15 protein-coding genes and 2 tRNA genes are annotated in these 15588 nt (G+C 59.6%); 8 read left to right on the plus strand and 9 right to left on the minus strand.

Going from position 1 to position 15588, the window contains the following annotated elements:
- Nucleotides 1-54: 54 nt before the first annotated feature.
- The 7 genes from R6254_RS05475 to R6254_RS05505 all read left to right on the plus strand — a co-directional run bounded on the left by R6254_RS05475 (nucleotide 55) and on the right by R6254_RS05505 (nucleotide 5512).
- The gene (locus R6254_RS05475) at nucleotides 55-708 is read left to right on the plus strand and encodes a hypothetical protein (RefSeq protein ID WP_318405033.1); all 654 of its coding nucleotides are present in this window, start codon (nucleotides 55-57) and stop codon (nucleotides 706-708) included.
- Between the two features lie 135 nt (nucleotides 709-843).
- A complete protein-coding gene (locus tag R6254_RS05480; protein WP_318405034.1) occupies nucleotides 844-1056 on the plus strand; it encodes a DNA-binding protein in 213 nt (70 codons plus the stop codon).
- Nucleotides 1057-1132: 76 nt separating this feature from the next.
- Complete coding sequence (locus R6254_RS05485; RefSeq protein WP_318405035.1) at nucleotides 1133-1468, plus strand: hypothetical protein; 336 nt, start codon at nucleotides 1133-1135, stop codon at nucleotides 1466-1468.
- Nucleotides 1461-3428, plus strand: coding sequence for an AAA family ATPase (locus R6254_RS05490; RefSeq protein ID WP_318405036.1), 1968 nt, complete (start codon nucleotides 1461-1463; stop codon nucleotides 3426-3428). The genes R6254_RS05485 and R6254_RS05490 overlap by 8 nt, the downstream gene beginning before the upstream one ends.
- A gap of 214 nt (nucleotides 3429-3642) precedes the next feature.
- Entirely contained in the window at nucleotides 3643-3891 is a 249-nt protein-coding gene (locus tag R6254_RS05495; RefSeq protein ID WP_318405038.1) for a hypothetical protein, read from the plus strand.
- A gap of 287 nt (nucleotides 3892-4178) precedes the next feature.
- Nucleotides 4179-4415, plus strand: a complete 237-nt coding sequence (locus R6254_RS05500) for a hypothetical protein (RefSeq protein ID WP_318405039.1) — start codon at nucleotides 4179-4181, stop codon at nucleotides 4413-4415.
- Nucleotides 4416-4417: 2 nt separating this feature from the next.
- A complete protein-coding gene (locus R6254_RS05505; RefSeq protein WP_318405040.1) occupies nucleotides 4418-5512 on the plus strand; it encodes a phage major capsid protein in 1095 nt (364 codons plus the stop codon).
- Between the two features lie 710 nt (nucleotides 5513-6222).
- Here the strand turns inward: R6254_RS05505 and R6254_RS05510 are convergent.
- The 6 genes from R6254_RS05510 to R6254_RS05535 all read right to left on the minus strand — a co-directional run bounded on the left by R6254_RS05510 (nucleotide 6223) and on the right by R6254_RS05535 (nucleotide 10996).
- A tRNA-His gene (locus R6254_RS05510) sits at nucleotides 6223-6298 on the minus strand.
- Between the two features lie 52 nt (nucleotides 6299-6350).
- A complete protein-coding gene (locus tag R6254_RS05515) occupies nucleotides 6351-8261 on the minus strand; it encodes a SurA N-terminal domain-containing protein (protein WP_318405041.1) in 1911 nt (636 codons plus the stop codon).
- Nucleotides 8262-8352: 91 nt separating this feature from the next.
- A tRNA-Val gene (locus tag R6254_RS05520) sits at nucleotides 8353-8428 on the minus strand.
- Between the two features lie 25 nt (nucleotides 8429-8453).
- Nucleotides 8454-8786, minus strand: coding sequence for an HU family DNA-binding protein (locus R6254_RS05525; RefSeq protein WP_489685526.1), 333 nt, complete (start codon nucleotides 8784-8786; stop codon nucleotides 8454-8456).
- A gap of 204 nt (nucleotides 8787-8990) precedes the next feature.
- The gene (locus tag R6254_RS05530; RefSeq protein WP_318405220.1) at nucleotides 8991-10091 is read right to left on the minus strand and encodes a tartrate dehydrogenase; all 1101 of its coding nucleotides are present in this window, start codon (nucleotides 10089-10091) and stop codon (nucleotides 8991-8993) included.
- An 8-nt stretch (nucleotides 10092-10099) separates the two neighbouring features.
- Nucleotides 10100-10996: an alpha/beta fold hydrolase gene (locus R6254_RS05535; RefSeq protein ID WP_318405042.1), complete on the minus strand. Its 897-nt coding sequence runs from the start codon at nucleotides 10994-10996 to the stop codon at nucleotides 10100-10102.
- A 150-nt stretch (nucleotides 10997-11146) separates the two neighbouring features.
- On the opposite strand from R6254_RS05535, the gene R6254_RS05540 reads away from it, so the two are divergent.
- A complete protein-coding gene (locus tag R6254_RS05540) occupies nucleotides 11147-12124 on the plus strand; it encodes a LysR family transcriptional regulator (RefSeq protein ID WP_318405044.1) in 978 nt (325 codons plus the stop codon).
- On the opposite strand, the gene R6254_RS05545 is transcribed toward R6254_RS05540, so the two are convergent.
- From R6254_RS05545 to uvrC, 3 genes are all read right to left on the minus strand, one after another.
- The gene (locus R6254_RS05545) at nucleotides 12069-12980 is read right to left on the minus strand and encodes a DMT family transporter (protein ID WP_318405046.1); all 912 of its coding nucleotides are present in this window, start codon (nucleotides 12978-12980) and stop codon (nucleotides 12069-12071) included. The genes R6254_RS05540 and R6254_RS05545 overlap by 56 nt on opposite strands.
- Nucleotides 12977-13543, minus strand: a complete 567-nt coding sequence (pgsA, locus tag R6254_RS05550; protein ID WP_318405047.1) for a CDP-diacylglycerol--glycerol-3-phosphate 3-phosphatidyltransferase — start codon at nucleotides 13541-13543, stop codon at nucleotides 12977-12979. The genes R6254_RS05545 and pgsA overlap by 4 nt, the downstream gene beginning before the upstream one ends.
- Before the next feature lie 128 nt (nucleotides 13544-13671).
- Nucleotides 13672-15588: an excinuclease ABC subunit UvrC gene (gene uvrC, locus R6254_RS05555; protein WP_318405048.1), complete on the minus strand. Its 1917-nt coding sequence runs from the start codon at nucleotides 15586-15588 to the stop codon at nucleotides 13672-13674.

Consider the following 15588-nt stretch of genomic DNA (forward strand, 5'->3'; position numbering starts at 1 on the left):
ACCTTCACCGACAGGCCGGGGCTCCTTTTTGAAGCGACACCTTGAAGGGGTGCTATGACAGATATAAAAAATCCGACAGATGTTCTATTTCATGCCGACCTTGCGGAGCGTGAATTTGGTAGCGCCCTGCTATCTGTTTCAAGGCTCACAACATGGGTGCAAGACAAGGATTTAGAGCTGGTGACCGTGCCGCCCCTTGCCGGGTATCGCTTCGTGCAAGCTGAGGCCCTGCTATGCGCTATAGAGCGTGGCGCAAACAGTTTGACGCCAGAACAGGCCGCCAAAATCGTGCAGGCTGACCCCATCCTATCCAAGCATAGGGCAGTGACCGACCCGGATGGCTATATCAACCCGATAACGAGCCGCTGGTTGCTTGGGGCTGATGCGCACTTAAGCTGGAGGCGACTGCTAGAAAACGCCATTGAAAAGCAAGAACTCACGTTACTGAACTTCGCATCCAAGCTGCCAATACAGGCCGCACCAACACAGAAAACCGATACAACGCCCGCAGGCACTGCGAAAGTTTGGACGCTAGAGCGCAAAGAACAAGCCCGCGCCGTTATGAACAAGTACAAGGCCGGGGGAATAAAAGATTTTGCAGCGAGAACAGCAAAAGAGTTTGGGGTTACAGCTACCAGACTAAATGCAGTTTTAAGCGAAAAGAAGACCAAAAAGCCCGTTAAAAGAGCTGGTTTCTGGGGTGAGTAACACTCACAACGGGGTTGCGACTTTGCGCCCTGTTCACCAATGAAAAGGGGTTGCGTGTAGGGGGTTTCATTTGCAAGCAACGGGGGTTGCAAAAACCTAATTGGGCTCGTTATCAACGAAACCCGAAAGGTTCACATGCAAACCGCAACGACCCAACAATTCCCTGACCTGCTGACAGAAAAGCGCCCTGCTGTGGAAACGGCAACCGCCGCGCATTGGCTCCTGAAACGCCCGCAGACTTTGCGCGGCTGGGCTTGCTTTGAAGATGGCCCTCTGCGTCCCATTCGCATCAATGGCCGCCTTGCCTGGCCCGTGGCTGAAATCCGCCGCCTGCTAGGTGTTGCGTAATGAGCGCCGCTATCAATCGCGCATTGCTGGCGCTGTGGACTTTGCCGCTTTCCCGCTGGATTGTGAGGGCCGCCAAATGAAAACGCCCGAGCCTTCCAAAGAAAACCCGAGCGCCCCAAGCAAGCGCAATTTTACCGGAACTGACAACCCGCGTCACCTGCGCGCCATCACCGCACTGCTGCGCCGTCCTATCAGCCGCCAAGAGCTTGACAGCGTGGCAGGCGCCAGCAACAGCCCCGAGCTGGTGGCCGAGCTGCGCCGCCGTGGCCTTGATGCGCCGTGCGAGCGAATCAACTTCATCGACCGTGACGGCCACAAATGCCGCCCTGGTGTGTACAGCTTCACGACCGGCGACCGCTGCATGATTTACGCCTGGCTTGCCAAGCGCCGCAAAGGTGGTGCCAATGCTTAACGGGTTCACCGTAGAGGACGCGCGCGACGCGCTGCCATACATACCGGCTGACGGGCCGCGTGATGACTGGCACCGCATGGGCCGAGCTGCCATTGCTGCCGGGCTGACCGTTGAGGACGTTGACGCCTGGAGTTCGACCGCTGCCAACTATGCCGGGACGCGTGACGTTCAATCCGCATTCCGCAACATCAAGGCAGACGGGGGAACCGGGCCGGGAACTCTGTTCCGCGCTGCCATTGATAACGGCTGGAGCAAGGACGGCAAACAGCCCCGCCCCTTGCCAGCCCCCAGGAAAGCCGCAGAGCCGCCGCGCAAGCCAGCCCCCGGCATGAGCCCTGCCGAGGTGTGGAGCGGCTGCGAACCTGCGACCGCTGCGCATGAATACATCCAAGCCAAGGCCGCCGGCGGGGTGCCTTTGGATGGCCTGCGCGTGGTGCCTGCTGGTGATGGCCTGCGCATTGCCAAGCAGAGCATGGCCGGGGCTTTGGTGGTGCCAGCCTATGGCCCCCAGGGACTGCAAAGCCTGCAACTGATACCGCCGCCCGGTGCTGGCAAAAAACTGAACCTGCCCGGTGCGCCTATGGCCGGGGCATCGTTCACCGTGGGCGAGCCGGTGCCCGGTGGCGTGGTGCATGTGTGCGAGGGTATCGGGCAAGCGTGGGCCTGCTGGGTGGCAAACGGGGCCGCTGCTGTGGTGTGCTTTGGCTGGGGCAACGTGGCCCGCGTGGCTGCTGACCTGCGCCAGCGTGACGCATCCACCCGGATTGTTCTGGTGCCTGACGCTGGCAAGGATGAGCAAGCCGCCGCCATTGCGCGTGAACTGGGGTGCGCCGTGGCCTACATGCCGCCCGAGGAGCCCAACAACTTCGACGCAAACGACCTGGCCCAGCGTGACGGGTTCGACGTGCTGGCCGAATTGCTGGAATCTGCCCGCGAGCCTGCAAAACCTGAGCCGCGTTACAAGCTGCTGAGTGCTGCCGACCTGCGCGACCTGCCGCCGCTGGCGTGGCGCGTGCGTGGCGTGCTGCCTGCCGTGGGGCTGGCTGCGCTGTATGGCCCGAGCGCATCCGGTAAATCGTTCCTGGCCTTTGACATGGCCGCCGCCATTGCAGAGGGCCGGGGCTGGTTTGGTTGCCGCGTGGAAGCCGCGCCCGTGGTGTATGCCGCCCTTGAGGGTGAAGGCGGTTTCAAGCTGCGCGCCCAAGCATGGGAGGTGAGCCGGGGCCGTGAACTGCCCGATAGCCTGAGCATGATGATGCAGGGTTTCACCTTGACCGCGCCCCAGGACGTGCAAGACCTGGCCGCCGTGGTGCCTGCCGGTGCTGTGGTGTTCATCGACACGCTGAACAGGGCCGCACCGACTGCTGACGAAAACAGTTCAAAGGACATGGGCGAGATATTGCAGGCTGCCAAGCAATTGCAGGCTGTGACCGGGGGGCTGGTGGTGATGGTGCATCACACGGGCAAGAATGCCGCCGCTGGCCTGCGTGGGCATAGCAGTCTGTTTGCTGCGATGGATGCCGCCGTTGAAGTCTCACGCGATGGCGACCGCCGGGAATGGAAGGTTGCCAAGTCCAAAGACGGGCAGGACGGGGACACGTATCCGTTCAAGCTGCAAGTTGAAACGCTGGCCGTTGATGAGTATGGCGACCCCGTTACATCGTGCGTGGTGCTGCGCGACACCCAGGCCCAGGACGTGCGCGCCGTGAAGCTGCCCCAGGGTGGTAATCAGCGGCTGGTGTGGGATGCCTTGCGCCCGATGTTCAAAACAGGCAGGACAGGCAAGCTGGGAGCCCCGCCCTTGAGCCCTTGCATTGAACTGGAGGCCGCGGTTATCGCTGGCGCTGCCCGTCTGACTTGCGCCACCGACCGCAGAGCAACCCGCACCAGAGAGGCAATAACAGGGCTGGTTTCCCGTGGTGTGGTGGGCTGTAACGAGGGGTGGCTATGGGCTGTGTGAGTAACCGAAATCCGCCGTTTTCTCCTTTTTCGGTGAATTCCGTAACCGAAATCCACCGCCCCCCCTTTAGAGGGGGGTTAGGTTCGGTGATTCCGGGGAGGTGCTGCCATGACTGATTTATTTGGACTGGAGCAACAACCCAAGCGCCACAACGACAAACCCGAAGCCGCCGCCCTGGTGGACCACTTCACAACCAATTACCCGAAAGCCTGACATGACTAAAAATATTGACACCTTAATCAGCTTCGTCGCCAGCCAGATGGACGGCGAGCAAGTTCCACCGGCATCAAGTGCCGCATTCAATCAAATCAGCGAGGCAGTAGGCGCTGTTCAGCGAGGCAGCGACAAAGAGTTGCAGGCGCTGGGCCTGCGCGTGATGGGGGCCATCATCGACCGTGTGCGCGCCAACATCGCCGCAGAAAAAGCACTGCACACCTTTATCACGGGAGGCGACCATGCTTAAGCGCTTGTGGCTCAGGTTCACGACCCCGCGCGCCGTTCTCGTCGCCCAAGAAAAACGCCGCCTGGAAGCTGTGGCGCGTGACTGTGGCGCATCGAAGGCGCAGGCGACCCACATCGCGGCAGCATTTTTTAACAGCTTGCGCGCAAAATGAAAAAAGCGCACAATGTCGTTGTGCAAGTTGAACGGGACGTTCGACAAGCATCTTCAAACAAACATGCGCCGGGTGCGTCTGCGAAGTTGGCACCGTGTTTCAAACACGGATTTACCGATTCGCGAGGAAACGCACCGTGACAGCGCACACCCACACCGAAACAGAAACCGAGCTTTTACAGCTTGGCTCTGCCGTGCCTGCCAAGCCTGCAACTATCCGCGAATTTGAAGGCGCGCTGCGCACGCTTGGCTATACCCGACGCGAGGCGAAAGCCATCGCTACCGGCGGCTACCGGGCACTGAGCAGCGAGCCCGACGACCTCACGCAACTGGCCGAAAAACTCACCGAGTTGGCCGACATTTTCAGAAAGTAATCATGCTTGACATCAAAGACGTTTTTAAACTGCTCGAAGAGCAAGGCACGCAATTCAAGAGCTGGAAAGACAATCAGGAGGCGGAGCAATCCGAGCTTCGCGAAACAGTCAAGGAACTGGCAATGAAGGCTGGTCGTCCAAACCTGGGCGTCAGTGGTGGCCATGCAGGCGAAGTCAAACACCTGCTTACCGCCGATGGCCGCAAGCTGCCTTTTCTGCGCTCTGAGCAAAAGTTTGCCGACCTGTACCAAGGCGAAAAAGGCCAGTTCAACCTGGGCGAGTTCTGCCGGGATAACGTAGTGGGTTCAACCAAAGCCGTGAGCAGCAGCGCCCTGGTGCCTATGGCCGTGGGTTCCCAAGTCATTGATGCGGTTCGCGCTCAGACGGTTGTCAATGCCGCGGGCGCTGGCACCATCGCTATTGATGGCCCGAGCACTCTCGCGCGCCTCACCACCAGCCCAGCGGTTTATCAGCATACCGAGGCCACTGTGGATATTACCGAGAGTGACGTGGTGGCCGTGCCTGTAACGCTCAATCCCAAGCTGCTGGCCGTGCTGGTGCCCTTGTCCGTTGAGTTGGTGCAGGACAGTCCAAACCTTGACACCGCGTTGTCGATGGCGCTGGCCGGCGCATTCGCTGCAAAGCTGGATGCACTGTGTATTGCCACGCTGCTGGCAGATACCGGCATCGCCAAAAGCGCAGCCGCTCAAGACCCAGCCATTTGGGCCAAGCTGCTGGAAGCCGTGGGCGCTGCATTGGGCTTGAATCAGCGTATCCCGAGCGCGCACATTAGCGCGCCTGCTGACTTCATCGCCCGAGCCGGGCAACTGGCAAGCACCAGCGGCACTTGGCTGGGCAAGCCGCCCGCCCTGGCTGCCATGAGTGAACTGCAGACCACGGGCATGAGCGCCGGAACTGCGCTGTTCGGCGACTTCGCTGCAGCCTTCGCCATTGCCATGCGTAGCGACCTGCGCGTCGAGGTGGTACGCCATGCCAAGCCGACAAGCGGCAGTCATTTGCTGGTGGCACACATGCGCGCCGATGGTGTTGTTCTGCAGCCTGGGCACCTGTTCAAGCAGCTCAAGACAGTCGTCTAACTATCGGTGAACTTTTGAGGGCCTGCCGGGAAACTGACAGGCCCTCTTTTGCGTCAAGGCTACCGGGGCCGTCAGTCTCTGCGACCCCTCAGACCCAGACCGACTGGTACTCTCTTTGCGCACACCCGCAAGCTGAGAATATTTTTCCTGGACTGATTGCCAGGCCGACACTGCGACCCCCCCCCCCCCCATAAATGTCTAGAACACGCCCAAGCGGGAAACCACCCAGTTCCTCACGCGCAGAAAATATCCCCCTTTTGGCGTGTTAATCAAATGACGCAGCCGCAAAATGCCCGCAAACCCGCATGGCTTCTGGGTTCTGACGTTTATTGATTTCCATTTGATTTGTTGATTCTTGTTAAAGGCCGCCCCTGCTTTAACAAGGCTGCCTGCAGCCCCTTATGCCAAGCTTCCACAACAATTGAAGGCCTCAGGTCTCAGACCTAGGGCGAAAGCTTCATCCGAGTTTGAAACGCCCAAGCGATGCGCCTGCGTGTGAAGGCTGCAAAGGTGCTGCTGCCGTACCGTCACGCCCGACGCTGACGCCCGCTGATACCGCATGACAAGCCCCCGCTGTGGGGCTTTTTTGTTGTCTGGTGCTGGTGGTTACGCGGTACAAAAAGGTGTACCGATGGCTACATGGTGGCTACATGAAGATAAAAACAAAAAACCCCGCTACCAAATAGATAGCGGGGTTTCTTTTTAAACGTTGGGGTGGCTGATGGGGCTCGAACCCACGACAACAGGAATCACAATCCTGGACTCTACCAACTGAGCTACAGCCACCGGAACCTCAAATTATAACGAGAACTTGGCGCCTTATCTGGCTGAGGTCGTTTTATGTGCCGGATTTTTGTTCGGCAGGCCTGGCGACCTTGATATCGGCCTTGAAACGCTCTTTCAAAATGTTGTAGTAGGCCAAGCCTTCTGCCGAGGTCCACCACTGAGCGTACTGCGACTGCTCCTGCTGGGCGATGGCCGCCGTCGGCGTATCACGCGGCAACACCTTGAGCACCTTGACCACGGCGTAACCCTGGACACCCAGATCCACACCAACCAGTGCAGGCAAGGCAGCGGTATCGGCACTCAATGCGGCTTTGAGCACGGCGACCGGGAGTTGTTGCGCCTGCTCGCGCGACACCACCACAGCCGCCGGCAAAGTCGCTGACGCCGGATTGGCCTTCCAGGCGGCGAGCTTTTCAGCGCCGTCCTTGCGCGCCAGTTCGGCACCGCGCTGCTGCTGCAGACGCTCACGCACGCGGGCCTTGACTTCTGCGAAGGGCAAGGTCCTGGCGGCTGTGTACTCCGTGATACGGCCAGAGACCATTTGGCTGGGGCCAACTTCCAGCGCTTCGGTGTTGCGCTTTTTCTCCACCGAGTCGGGCGAGAACAAGGCTTCCAGGAATTTCGGATTGGCCAAAACACCGGTGGTGCCTGGGACCGGGCTGCGGGCCAGCTTGCTGGCCGTTTTGACGTCCAGCTTCAGGCGCTCGGCAATCGGTCGCAGGCTGTCGGACTGTTCATACACAGAATTGCTGAAGGACTCGGCGGTCTCTGCAAACTTCTTTTGCGCCAGCTGTTGCTTCAGCTCGGCTTCCAGCGTGGGCTTGAGCTCTTCGTAACTCTTCTGCTTGGGCGTCTTGATGTCCGTCAGCTTGATGATGTGGTAACCAAACTCGGTTTCCACCACATCGCTGATGTCGCCCTTTTTCATGGAAAAAGCAGCATCGGCAAAAGGCTTGACCATGGCCTTGCGGGAGAAAAAATCAAGGTCACCACCCGCAGCGGCGGAGCCGGTGTCGCTTGAGTTTTTGCGGGCCAGCTCGGCAAACGAGTCCGGCGCCTTTTTGATGGCGGCTAGCAACTGCTCGGCTTTTTCCTTGGCCTTCTGACGGTCTGCGGCCGGAGCGCTGGCCGGCGCCTCGATCAGGATATGGCTGGCGCGGCGCTCTTCGTTGCCGGCCAGTTGCGAAGCGTTCTGCTCATAATAGGTTTTCAGGTCTTGTTCGTTGACCGTGACGCCTTTTTTCACAGCATCCATATCGAGCACGGCATATTCGATGCTGGCCTGCTCAGGCGCCTGGAACAAAGCCTGGTTGTCCTTGTAGAACTGCTCCAGTTCGGCTTCGCTCGGGTTGACCTTGGCCGCGTAATCGGCGGTATTGAAGCGGGCGATCTGCGCCTCACGCTTTTGAAAAAAAGCATTGAGTGACATGTCCGCCACGGCTTTAGGCGCAAAACCACTGCCAGCCACGGCTTGCAGGACTTGTCGCGTCGACAGGTCAGCGCGCAAGCCGGCTTCGTAAGCTTCCGGCGTCGTGCCGGTTTGTGCCAGGAAACCCGCACGGTCGAATTTACCGTCAGGCAATCTGAACGCGGCAATCGCCGGGTCTTCGGCATACAGCCTGTGCAACTTTTGATCCGGAACCACCAGATTGCTCTTCTCTGCCGCTGCGGCCAGCACCCGGTCGCGCACCAGACGCTCCAGCGTGCCGTAACGGGCTTCGGGAGAATCGAGCAGCTTGGCATCCAGCGTCGGCATCGACGCCTTGAGCCGAGTCACCTCGTTTTGATGCGCCACATCCCACTCATGCTGCTGGATGTCCTGGCCGTTGACCTTGGCAACCACGGCGGTGTTTTGCTGCGAGCGGTTGTAGCCGTCCAGGCCGAACAACACGAAGGACGGGACAATCAGCAAAAAAAGCAAGCCCATGGTGATCTTGGTGTGCTTGCGAATGAAATCAAACATCTCGAATTTCCTTGCGGCTGTCAATCGGCCATTGGGGTTAAGCCATCAATGAAAAAGGCGAACCATTTGTTCGCCTTTGTCTAGTCTTTGGTGGTGGGTGCTGACGGGCTCGAACCGCCGACCTACGCCGTGTAAGGGCGCTGCTCTACCAACTGAGCTAAGCACCCCACCTCAACTTTTACTTCATGTGCATCAGTTCAGTGCGTCCTTGAGCGCTTTGCCTGGACGGAACTTTGGCACTTTGGCTGCCTTGATTTTAATCGCATCGCCGGTGCGTGGGTTGCGGCCGGTACGGGCAGCACGTTTACCCACTGCAAAAGTGCCAAAACCCACCAGAGACACAGCGCCTCCTTTTTTCAGTGTTGTTTTGACAGCACCAATGGTGGCCTCCAGTGCACGCGTCGCGGCAGCTTTGGAGATGTCAGCATGTTTGGCAATGTGCTCGATCAGTTCAGTCTTGTTCACAAGGAGCCCCTCGTTGATAAAAAAAGTTAATCTGGTTGTCTCTTGAATCTCCCTGGACATCTGTGAAAAGATGGCAGCGGAGCGGCATGTGCAGATCTTCTGCTGATTCCAATTAGAGCCATGGACTCCTATCGTGTCAATACAACATCAGATTTTTACAACGTGCGGTGGCGGATTCTAGTCTTTTTTTTCAAGCTTTCTCCGCCCAATCGTATGCACACCCTGTATTTCAGGGGCCGCCAAGAGGCTTGCAGACGTCTCGTTTCAGCCCAGTACCATCGCGATGGCCTTGCCCACATCGGTGCCGGTGGCGGTACCACCCAGGTCTGGCGTGCGGGGTGCACCACTGCCGGGACTGAGCACTTTTTCAATCGCGGCAAGAACCGCATCATGCGCATCCTTGTGCCCTAAAAACTCCAGCATCATGGCGCCGCACCAAATTTGCCCTATCGGATTGGCAATGTTGCGGCCGGCAATATCCGGTGCCGAACCGTGCACCGGTTCAAACAGCGATGGGAAATTGCGCTCCGGGTTGAGGTTGGCACTGGGGGCAATACCGATGGTGCCGGTACAGGCCGGGCCCAGGTCACTCAGGATGTCGCCGAACAAATTGCTGGCCACCACCACATCAAAAAAGTCCGGGCGCTGGACAAAATGCGCGGTCAAGATGTCGATGTGAAATTTATCGAGCTTGAGATCGGGATAAGCCTTTGCCATCTCGACCACCCGCTCATCCCAATAAGGCATGGTGATGGCAATCCCGTTGGACTTGGTCGCGCTGGTCAGGTGTTTCTTGGGACGCGATTGCGCCAGCTCAAAGGCAAACTTCAACACACGGTCCACACCGACGCGAGAGAACACACTCTCCTGCATCACGATCTCGCGCTCTGTGCCGGCGTACATGCGACCGCCTATGCTGGAGTATTCACCTTCGGTGTTTTCACGCACGATGTACATGTCGATCTCGCCGGGCAGGCGCGGGCTGCCATCGCGCCGCACCACAGGCGCGATGATGCCTGGCATCAGGCGCGCGGGGCGCAGGTTGATGTACTGGTCGAACTCGCGGCGGAACAGCAGCAGCGAGCCCCACAGCGACACATGGTCGGCGATTTTTTCGGGCCAACCCACGGCGCCAAAATAAATCGCGTCGTGGCCGCCGATCTGCTCCTTCCAGTTGTCCGGCATCATCTTGCCGTGTTTCTCAAAATAGTCCCAGCTGGAAAAATCGAAATGATCGAATTGCAGGTCGATCCCGAACTTGGAAGCCGCAGCCTCCATCACCCGGATGCCTTCGGGCATGGTTTCCTTGCCAATGCCGTCGCCGGCGATGACGGCAATTCTCTTTTTGCCGGTGTTGGAGGTCATGGGTTTGCTCATGGGTGATCCTTTGATTGAGGGATGAAAAAATTCAGGGCTTCGGCCAATAGCAGCACCGGCGCCTCTTCGGCCATGTAGTGCCCGCAAGGCAGGCTGCGTCCCGACACGTCAACGGCGCGCTCGCGCCAGAAGTCAAGCACATCAAAACACTGTCCGACCGCACCGTGTCCACCCCACAACACACGCAGCGGCTGTATCAGTTGGCGTCCCGCCGTCACATCGGCACGGTCATGGTCCAGGTCGATGCTGGCCGAGGCCCGGTAGTCCTCGCAGATACTCATGGCCGTGCCTGGAATCTGCGCGCAACGTTCGTATTCAGCCAACGCCTCCGGCGCAAAGGCGGCCAGTCCGGCGTGGCGCTTGCCCATCACGCTGCGCAGATAACGCACAGGATCGGACTCAATCAGGGCTTCAGGCAAGGGCGGCGGCTGGATCAGGAAAAACCAATGCCAATACGCTCGCGCAAAGGCCTGGGAGGTGTTCTCGTACATGGCCAGCGTGGGCGCGATATCCAGCAGCATCAGCCGCTGGACCCTGGCCGGGTGGTCTTGCGCCAGGCGATGTGCCACACGTGCGCCGCGGTCATGCGCCAGCACCTGGAATTGTTCAAAACCGTGGTGCTGCATCACGGCCAGGGCATCCAGTGCCATGGCGCGTTTTGAATAAGGGCGGTGTTCAGCGTCACTGACCGGCCGGGCTGAATCGCCATACCCACGCAAGTCCATCAACACCACGGTGAAGTGACTGGCCAGGTCGTTGGCCACCTTGTGCCACATGACATGAGTCTGCGGATGGCCGTGGATCAGCAAGAGCGGTGCACCGTGGCCTGCGCGCAAGGTACGCAAGCTGCCTGCGGGGCCATCGATGTCGGATACAACAAAACCCTCGAACATCAAACGGCCTTGTTGCCTTTGGCTTCTTCAGCGGCCCGTGTGTGGTTCATGCCTGTCTCCTGTGATTTTCAGTGTTGGGTCGATTTTGCAGAAGACGGCCACCCTATTCAAGCAATAATCAGGCAATCAATTATTTCCTTACAGGCATGAATGGACCGCAGCGATCTGGAACTTGTATTGGCCGTGCGCAACCACGGCAGCCTGAGCGCCGCCGCGCTCAGCCTGGACGTGGCGCCCCCTGTGGTGACCAAACGGCTCGCCGCGCTGGAAGCACGCCTGGGCCAGCGCCTGTTCCAACGCACCACCCGGCGCGTGAGCCCGACAGCCGAAGGCGAGACCGTCTGTGAACGTGCGCAAGTCCTGCTGCGCGGTTTTAGCGCGCTGGAAGCGGAACTTCAGGAGCGCAAGGCAGAACCCACGGGCCTGATCCGGTTGGCCGCGACCTTTGGTTTTGGGCGGCTCTGGCTGGGGCCGGCGCTGGCCAGTTTCCAGGAACGTTATCCGCGCATCAACATCCAGCTGCAGCTGACCGAGCAATTGCCGGACCTGGCCGCCGACGGATTTGATGGCGCGATCTGGCTCTGGCAAGTCGAGGGCAGGCAGGCCGCGCAATGGGTGTCACGCCGGTTGGCGCGCAACCAGCGCGTGCTGGTGGCCTCGCCCCGCTACATCCGGCAGCATGACGCACCCATCAGCCTGGAAGACTTGCAAAACCACGCCTGCCTGATTGCGCGCGAAAACGGCAATGCCACGGGCCAACATTTTGATATCTGGCCGCTCTACAAAGACCGGGAGAAAACACCGGCACGGGTACGCGTGCAGGGCCCGCTGTCGAGCAACTCCGGCGAGTTGGTACGCGACTGGTGCCTGGCGGGTCACGGCATCATGCTGCGCAGCCTCTGGGATATCGCCCCGCAACTGGCCTCGGGCGAACTGGTGCGTGTGTTGCCGGGTTACGCCATGCCCGACGCCGACATCCACTGGCTGGCGCCCTACCGCGCGGATTCACCGCGGCGTATCCGCCTGCTGATCGATTTTTTGTTGACGCAGTTTCAGGGTGCGCCGTGGAAGGTTAACTTGCCACCGGCTTCGCGGGCCGCACCACGAGGCTCACGCCCAGCGCCGTAAGCGCCGTGCCCGCCACCGTGACCACGGTGATGGACTCGCCAAACAACAGCCAGGCCATCAAGGCCGTGGTCGGCGGCACCAGGTACAACAGGCTGGTCACAGCGGTGGCCGCGCCACGCTGTATCAACAGGTACAACAAGGAGCTGCCGCCCAGCGTCAGCCCCAAAACCGACCAGGCCAGTGCGCCCATGAAACCGGCGGTCCACTGCACGGGTTCGACCTCTAGCATGGCGAACGGCAGGGTCACCAGCAAGGCTGAGCCGAGTTGTATGGCATTGGCACTGCGGACATCGGCTGCCTGGACAAAACGCTTCTGGTACAAGGTGCCAATGGTGATGCTGAACAGCGCAAACACCGCAAAACCCAGGGTGTACAAGGTGACTTCATTGCCCGTGCCGAATTTGCGCGACACCACCAGCAACAAGCCCCCCAGGCCCAGCACCAGGCCCAGCCACTGCCTTGCGCTGACGCGGCTCTCGCCCTGGCCGGACTCCCCCATCCGGGAAACCCAGACCGCCGTCAGCACCGGCTGCAAACCCACAATCAGCGCCGACAAACCGGAACCCATGCCACCCTTGATGGCCGACCAGACCCCGCTCAGGTAACCCGCGTGAATCAGAATGCCGGTGACAGCCAGATGTAACCACTGGGCCCGGCTGCTGGGCCAGGCGACACGTGCGATGGCAATCCAGACCAGGAAACAAAGCAGCGACAAGGCATAACGAATGGCCAGAAAACTCAGCGGCGGTGCGTAAGGCAGGCCGTATTTGGCGACGATAAACCCCGTGCTCCAGATCAGCACAAAAACGGCGGGCATCGCCTTGATCAAGGCCGTGTTGGGCCCCGACGTGCTCATTTGGCGCGGGCGCGGATTTCTGGAATGGCTTTTTTCAGGTAATAAATCATGGACCAGACCGTCAGGACGGCAGACAGCCAGATCAGCCAGGTGCCCCAAGAATGGGTGTTGATGACGCCGAACAAGATGTCGTCAAACAGCAGGAAAGGAATGGCCACCATCTGCACCGTGGTCTTGACCTTGCCTAGCATGTGCACCGCCACACTTTTTGTCGCGCCTATCATGGCCATCCATTCGCGCAAGGCCGAGATCGCAATTTCGCGCCCGATGATGATGAGCGCCACAAACACATCGGCGCGCTGCAAATGCACCAGCACCAGCAGCGCGGCGCAGACCAGGAACTTGTCGGCCACCGGATCCAGAAAGGCGCCGAAGGAGGAGGTCTGGTTCAGCTTGCGCGCCAGAAAACCATCCAGCCAGTCGGTGGCAGCAAAAACCACAAACATCACGGTCGCAATCAGGTTCTGGCTGGCGGGTGATATGTCGAGGTAGAAGATGCCCACAATCAAGGGAATCGCAACAATGCGGGTCCAGGTCATCAAGGTGGGTATGGTCAGAAACATGAGCTGATTTTGGCATGAGCCAGTCGGCGCAGGTTGGCACGACCCAAAGCAGCCCCGAAATAGCCCGTCTTTGCCAGCGTGCGTTGCGCAAAAACGTCTTCTGCATCCTGCGAGATGCCACGGCCGCTTCAGTGCAGGGCGCGGTAGATTTCTTCAGCCAGATCCCGGGAAATGCCTTCAACCGTGGCGATGTCTTCGGCACTGGCCGAACCCACACCGCGTATGCCGCCAAAACGCTGCAACAAACTGGCGCGCCGTTTGGGGCCTATGCCCGCGATATCCTCCAGCCGACTGGCGCCGACCCGGACCTTGGCGCGTTTGGCGCGCATGCCGGTGATGGCAAAACGATGGGCTTCATCGCGGATCTGCGCAATCAGCATCAAGGCGGCCGAGTCGCGGCCCAGATAAACTTTGTCGCGGCCGTCGGCAAACACCAGTTCTTCCAAACCGACCTTGCGGCCTTCGCCTTTTTCCACACCAGCGATCAGGCCCAGGTCCAGGCCCAGTTCTTCAAATACCTCGCGCGCCATGGACACCTGGCCCTTGCCGCCGTCGATCAGCACCAGGTCGGGCAACCTGGCGGTGTTGTTGCGCGCCGCTTCCGCCAGCTTGCTGTAACGACGCATCAAGACCTGGCGCATGGCGGCGTAATCGTCACCCGGCGTGATGCCTTCGATGTTGTAGCGGCGATATTCGGCACTTTGCATCTTGTGGCCGTGGAACACCACACACGAAGCCTGGGTCGCCTCGCCGGCCGTGTGCGAAATATCAAAACACTCGATACGCAACGCCTCCAGGTTGTCCAACGGTAACTCCATCGCTTCGGCCAGTGCCCGCGTGCGGGCCTGCTGCGAACCCTGCTCGGCCAGCAGGCGGGCCAGCTGGAGGTCGGCATTTTTTTGCGCCATCTCCAGCCAGATGCGCCGTTGCTCGCGCGGCTGGAAAATCGCGTTGACCTTGCTGCCGGACTGCACGGTGAGCGCGCTAATAAGTGCCTTGTCCACCGGCTCGCTACAAACCAGCACAGGCGGCACCGGCACATCAATATAGTGCTGCGCAATAAAGGCTTCGAGCACCAGCGCTTCAAGGCGTTTGGCAGGACCGCCGACGGGAATCTCGCCACCCTCCCCGGCACTGGCTTCATCCAGACCGGCCAGATCGGCCGCGTGTTCAACATGCGTCGGAAAATACGGCCGGTCGCCCAGATGCCGGCCACCGCGCACCATCGCCAAATTGACGCAGGCCTTGCCGCCATGCAATTTGACCGCCAGGATATCCACGTCCTTGTCGCCACCGGTTTCCATGGACTGCTGGTGCAAGACCTTGGACAGGGCCGCGATCTGATTGCGAAACTCGGCCGCCTGCTCGAACTCCAGCTTTTCGGCGTGGTCGCGCATTTGTTTTTCCAGCTCGCTCAAAATCTCCTGCGCCTGCCCCTGCAGAAATCGCTCGGCATTGGCGACGTCCAACGTGTATTGCTCGGGCGACACATGGCCAACGCAAGGCGCCGAGCAGCGCTTGATCTGGTACAGCAAACAGGGCCGCGTGCGGTTGTTGAACACTGTGTCTTCGCAGGTGCGCAGCTTGAACACTTTTTGCAGCAGCAAAATGGTTTCTTTCACCGCCCAGGCACTGGGATACGGCCCGAAGTAGCGGTGTTTTTTTTCGACCGCACCACGGTAATAGGCCACACGCGGAAAATCGTGGGACGCCAGCTTGAGGTAGGGGTAACTTTTGTCGTCCCGGAACAAGATGTTGTACTTCGGGTGCAACGTCTTGATCAGGTTGTTTTCCAGCAGCAGCGCCTCGGCCTCGGAGCGTACCACCGTGGTTTCCATACGCACGATTTTGGTCACCATGTGACCGATGCGTGTACCACCATGGTTTTTCTGAAAATAGGTAGACACCCGCTTTTTCAGGTCGCGCGCCTTGCCGACGTACAACACCGTGCCTTCCGCGTCAAAGTAGCGGTAGACGCCCGGCATGGCCGGCAGCGCCGCGACCTCGCTGAGCAGTTGGGGATCAAATTCGTGAGTTTGGGTCAT

The organism is Polaromonas potterensis, from assembly GCF_033446725.1.
Taxonomy (GTDB): domain Bacteria; phylum Pseudomonadota; class Gammaproteobacteria; order Burkholderiales; family Burkholderiaceae_C; genus Polaromonas.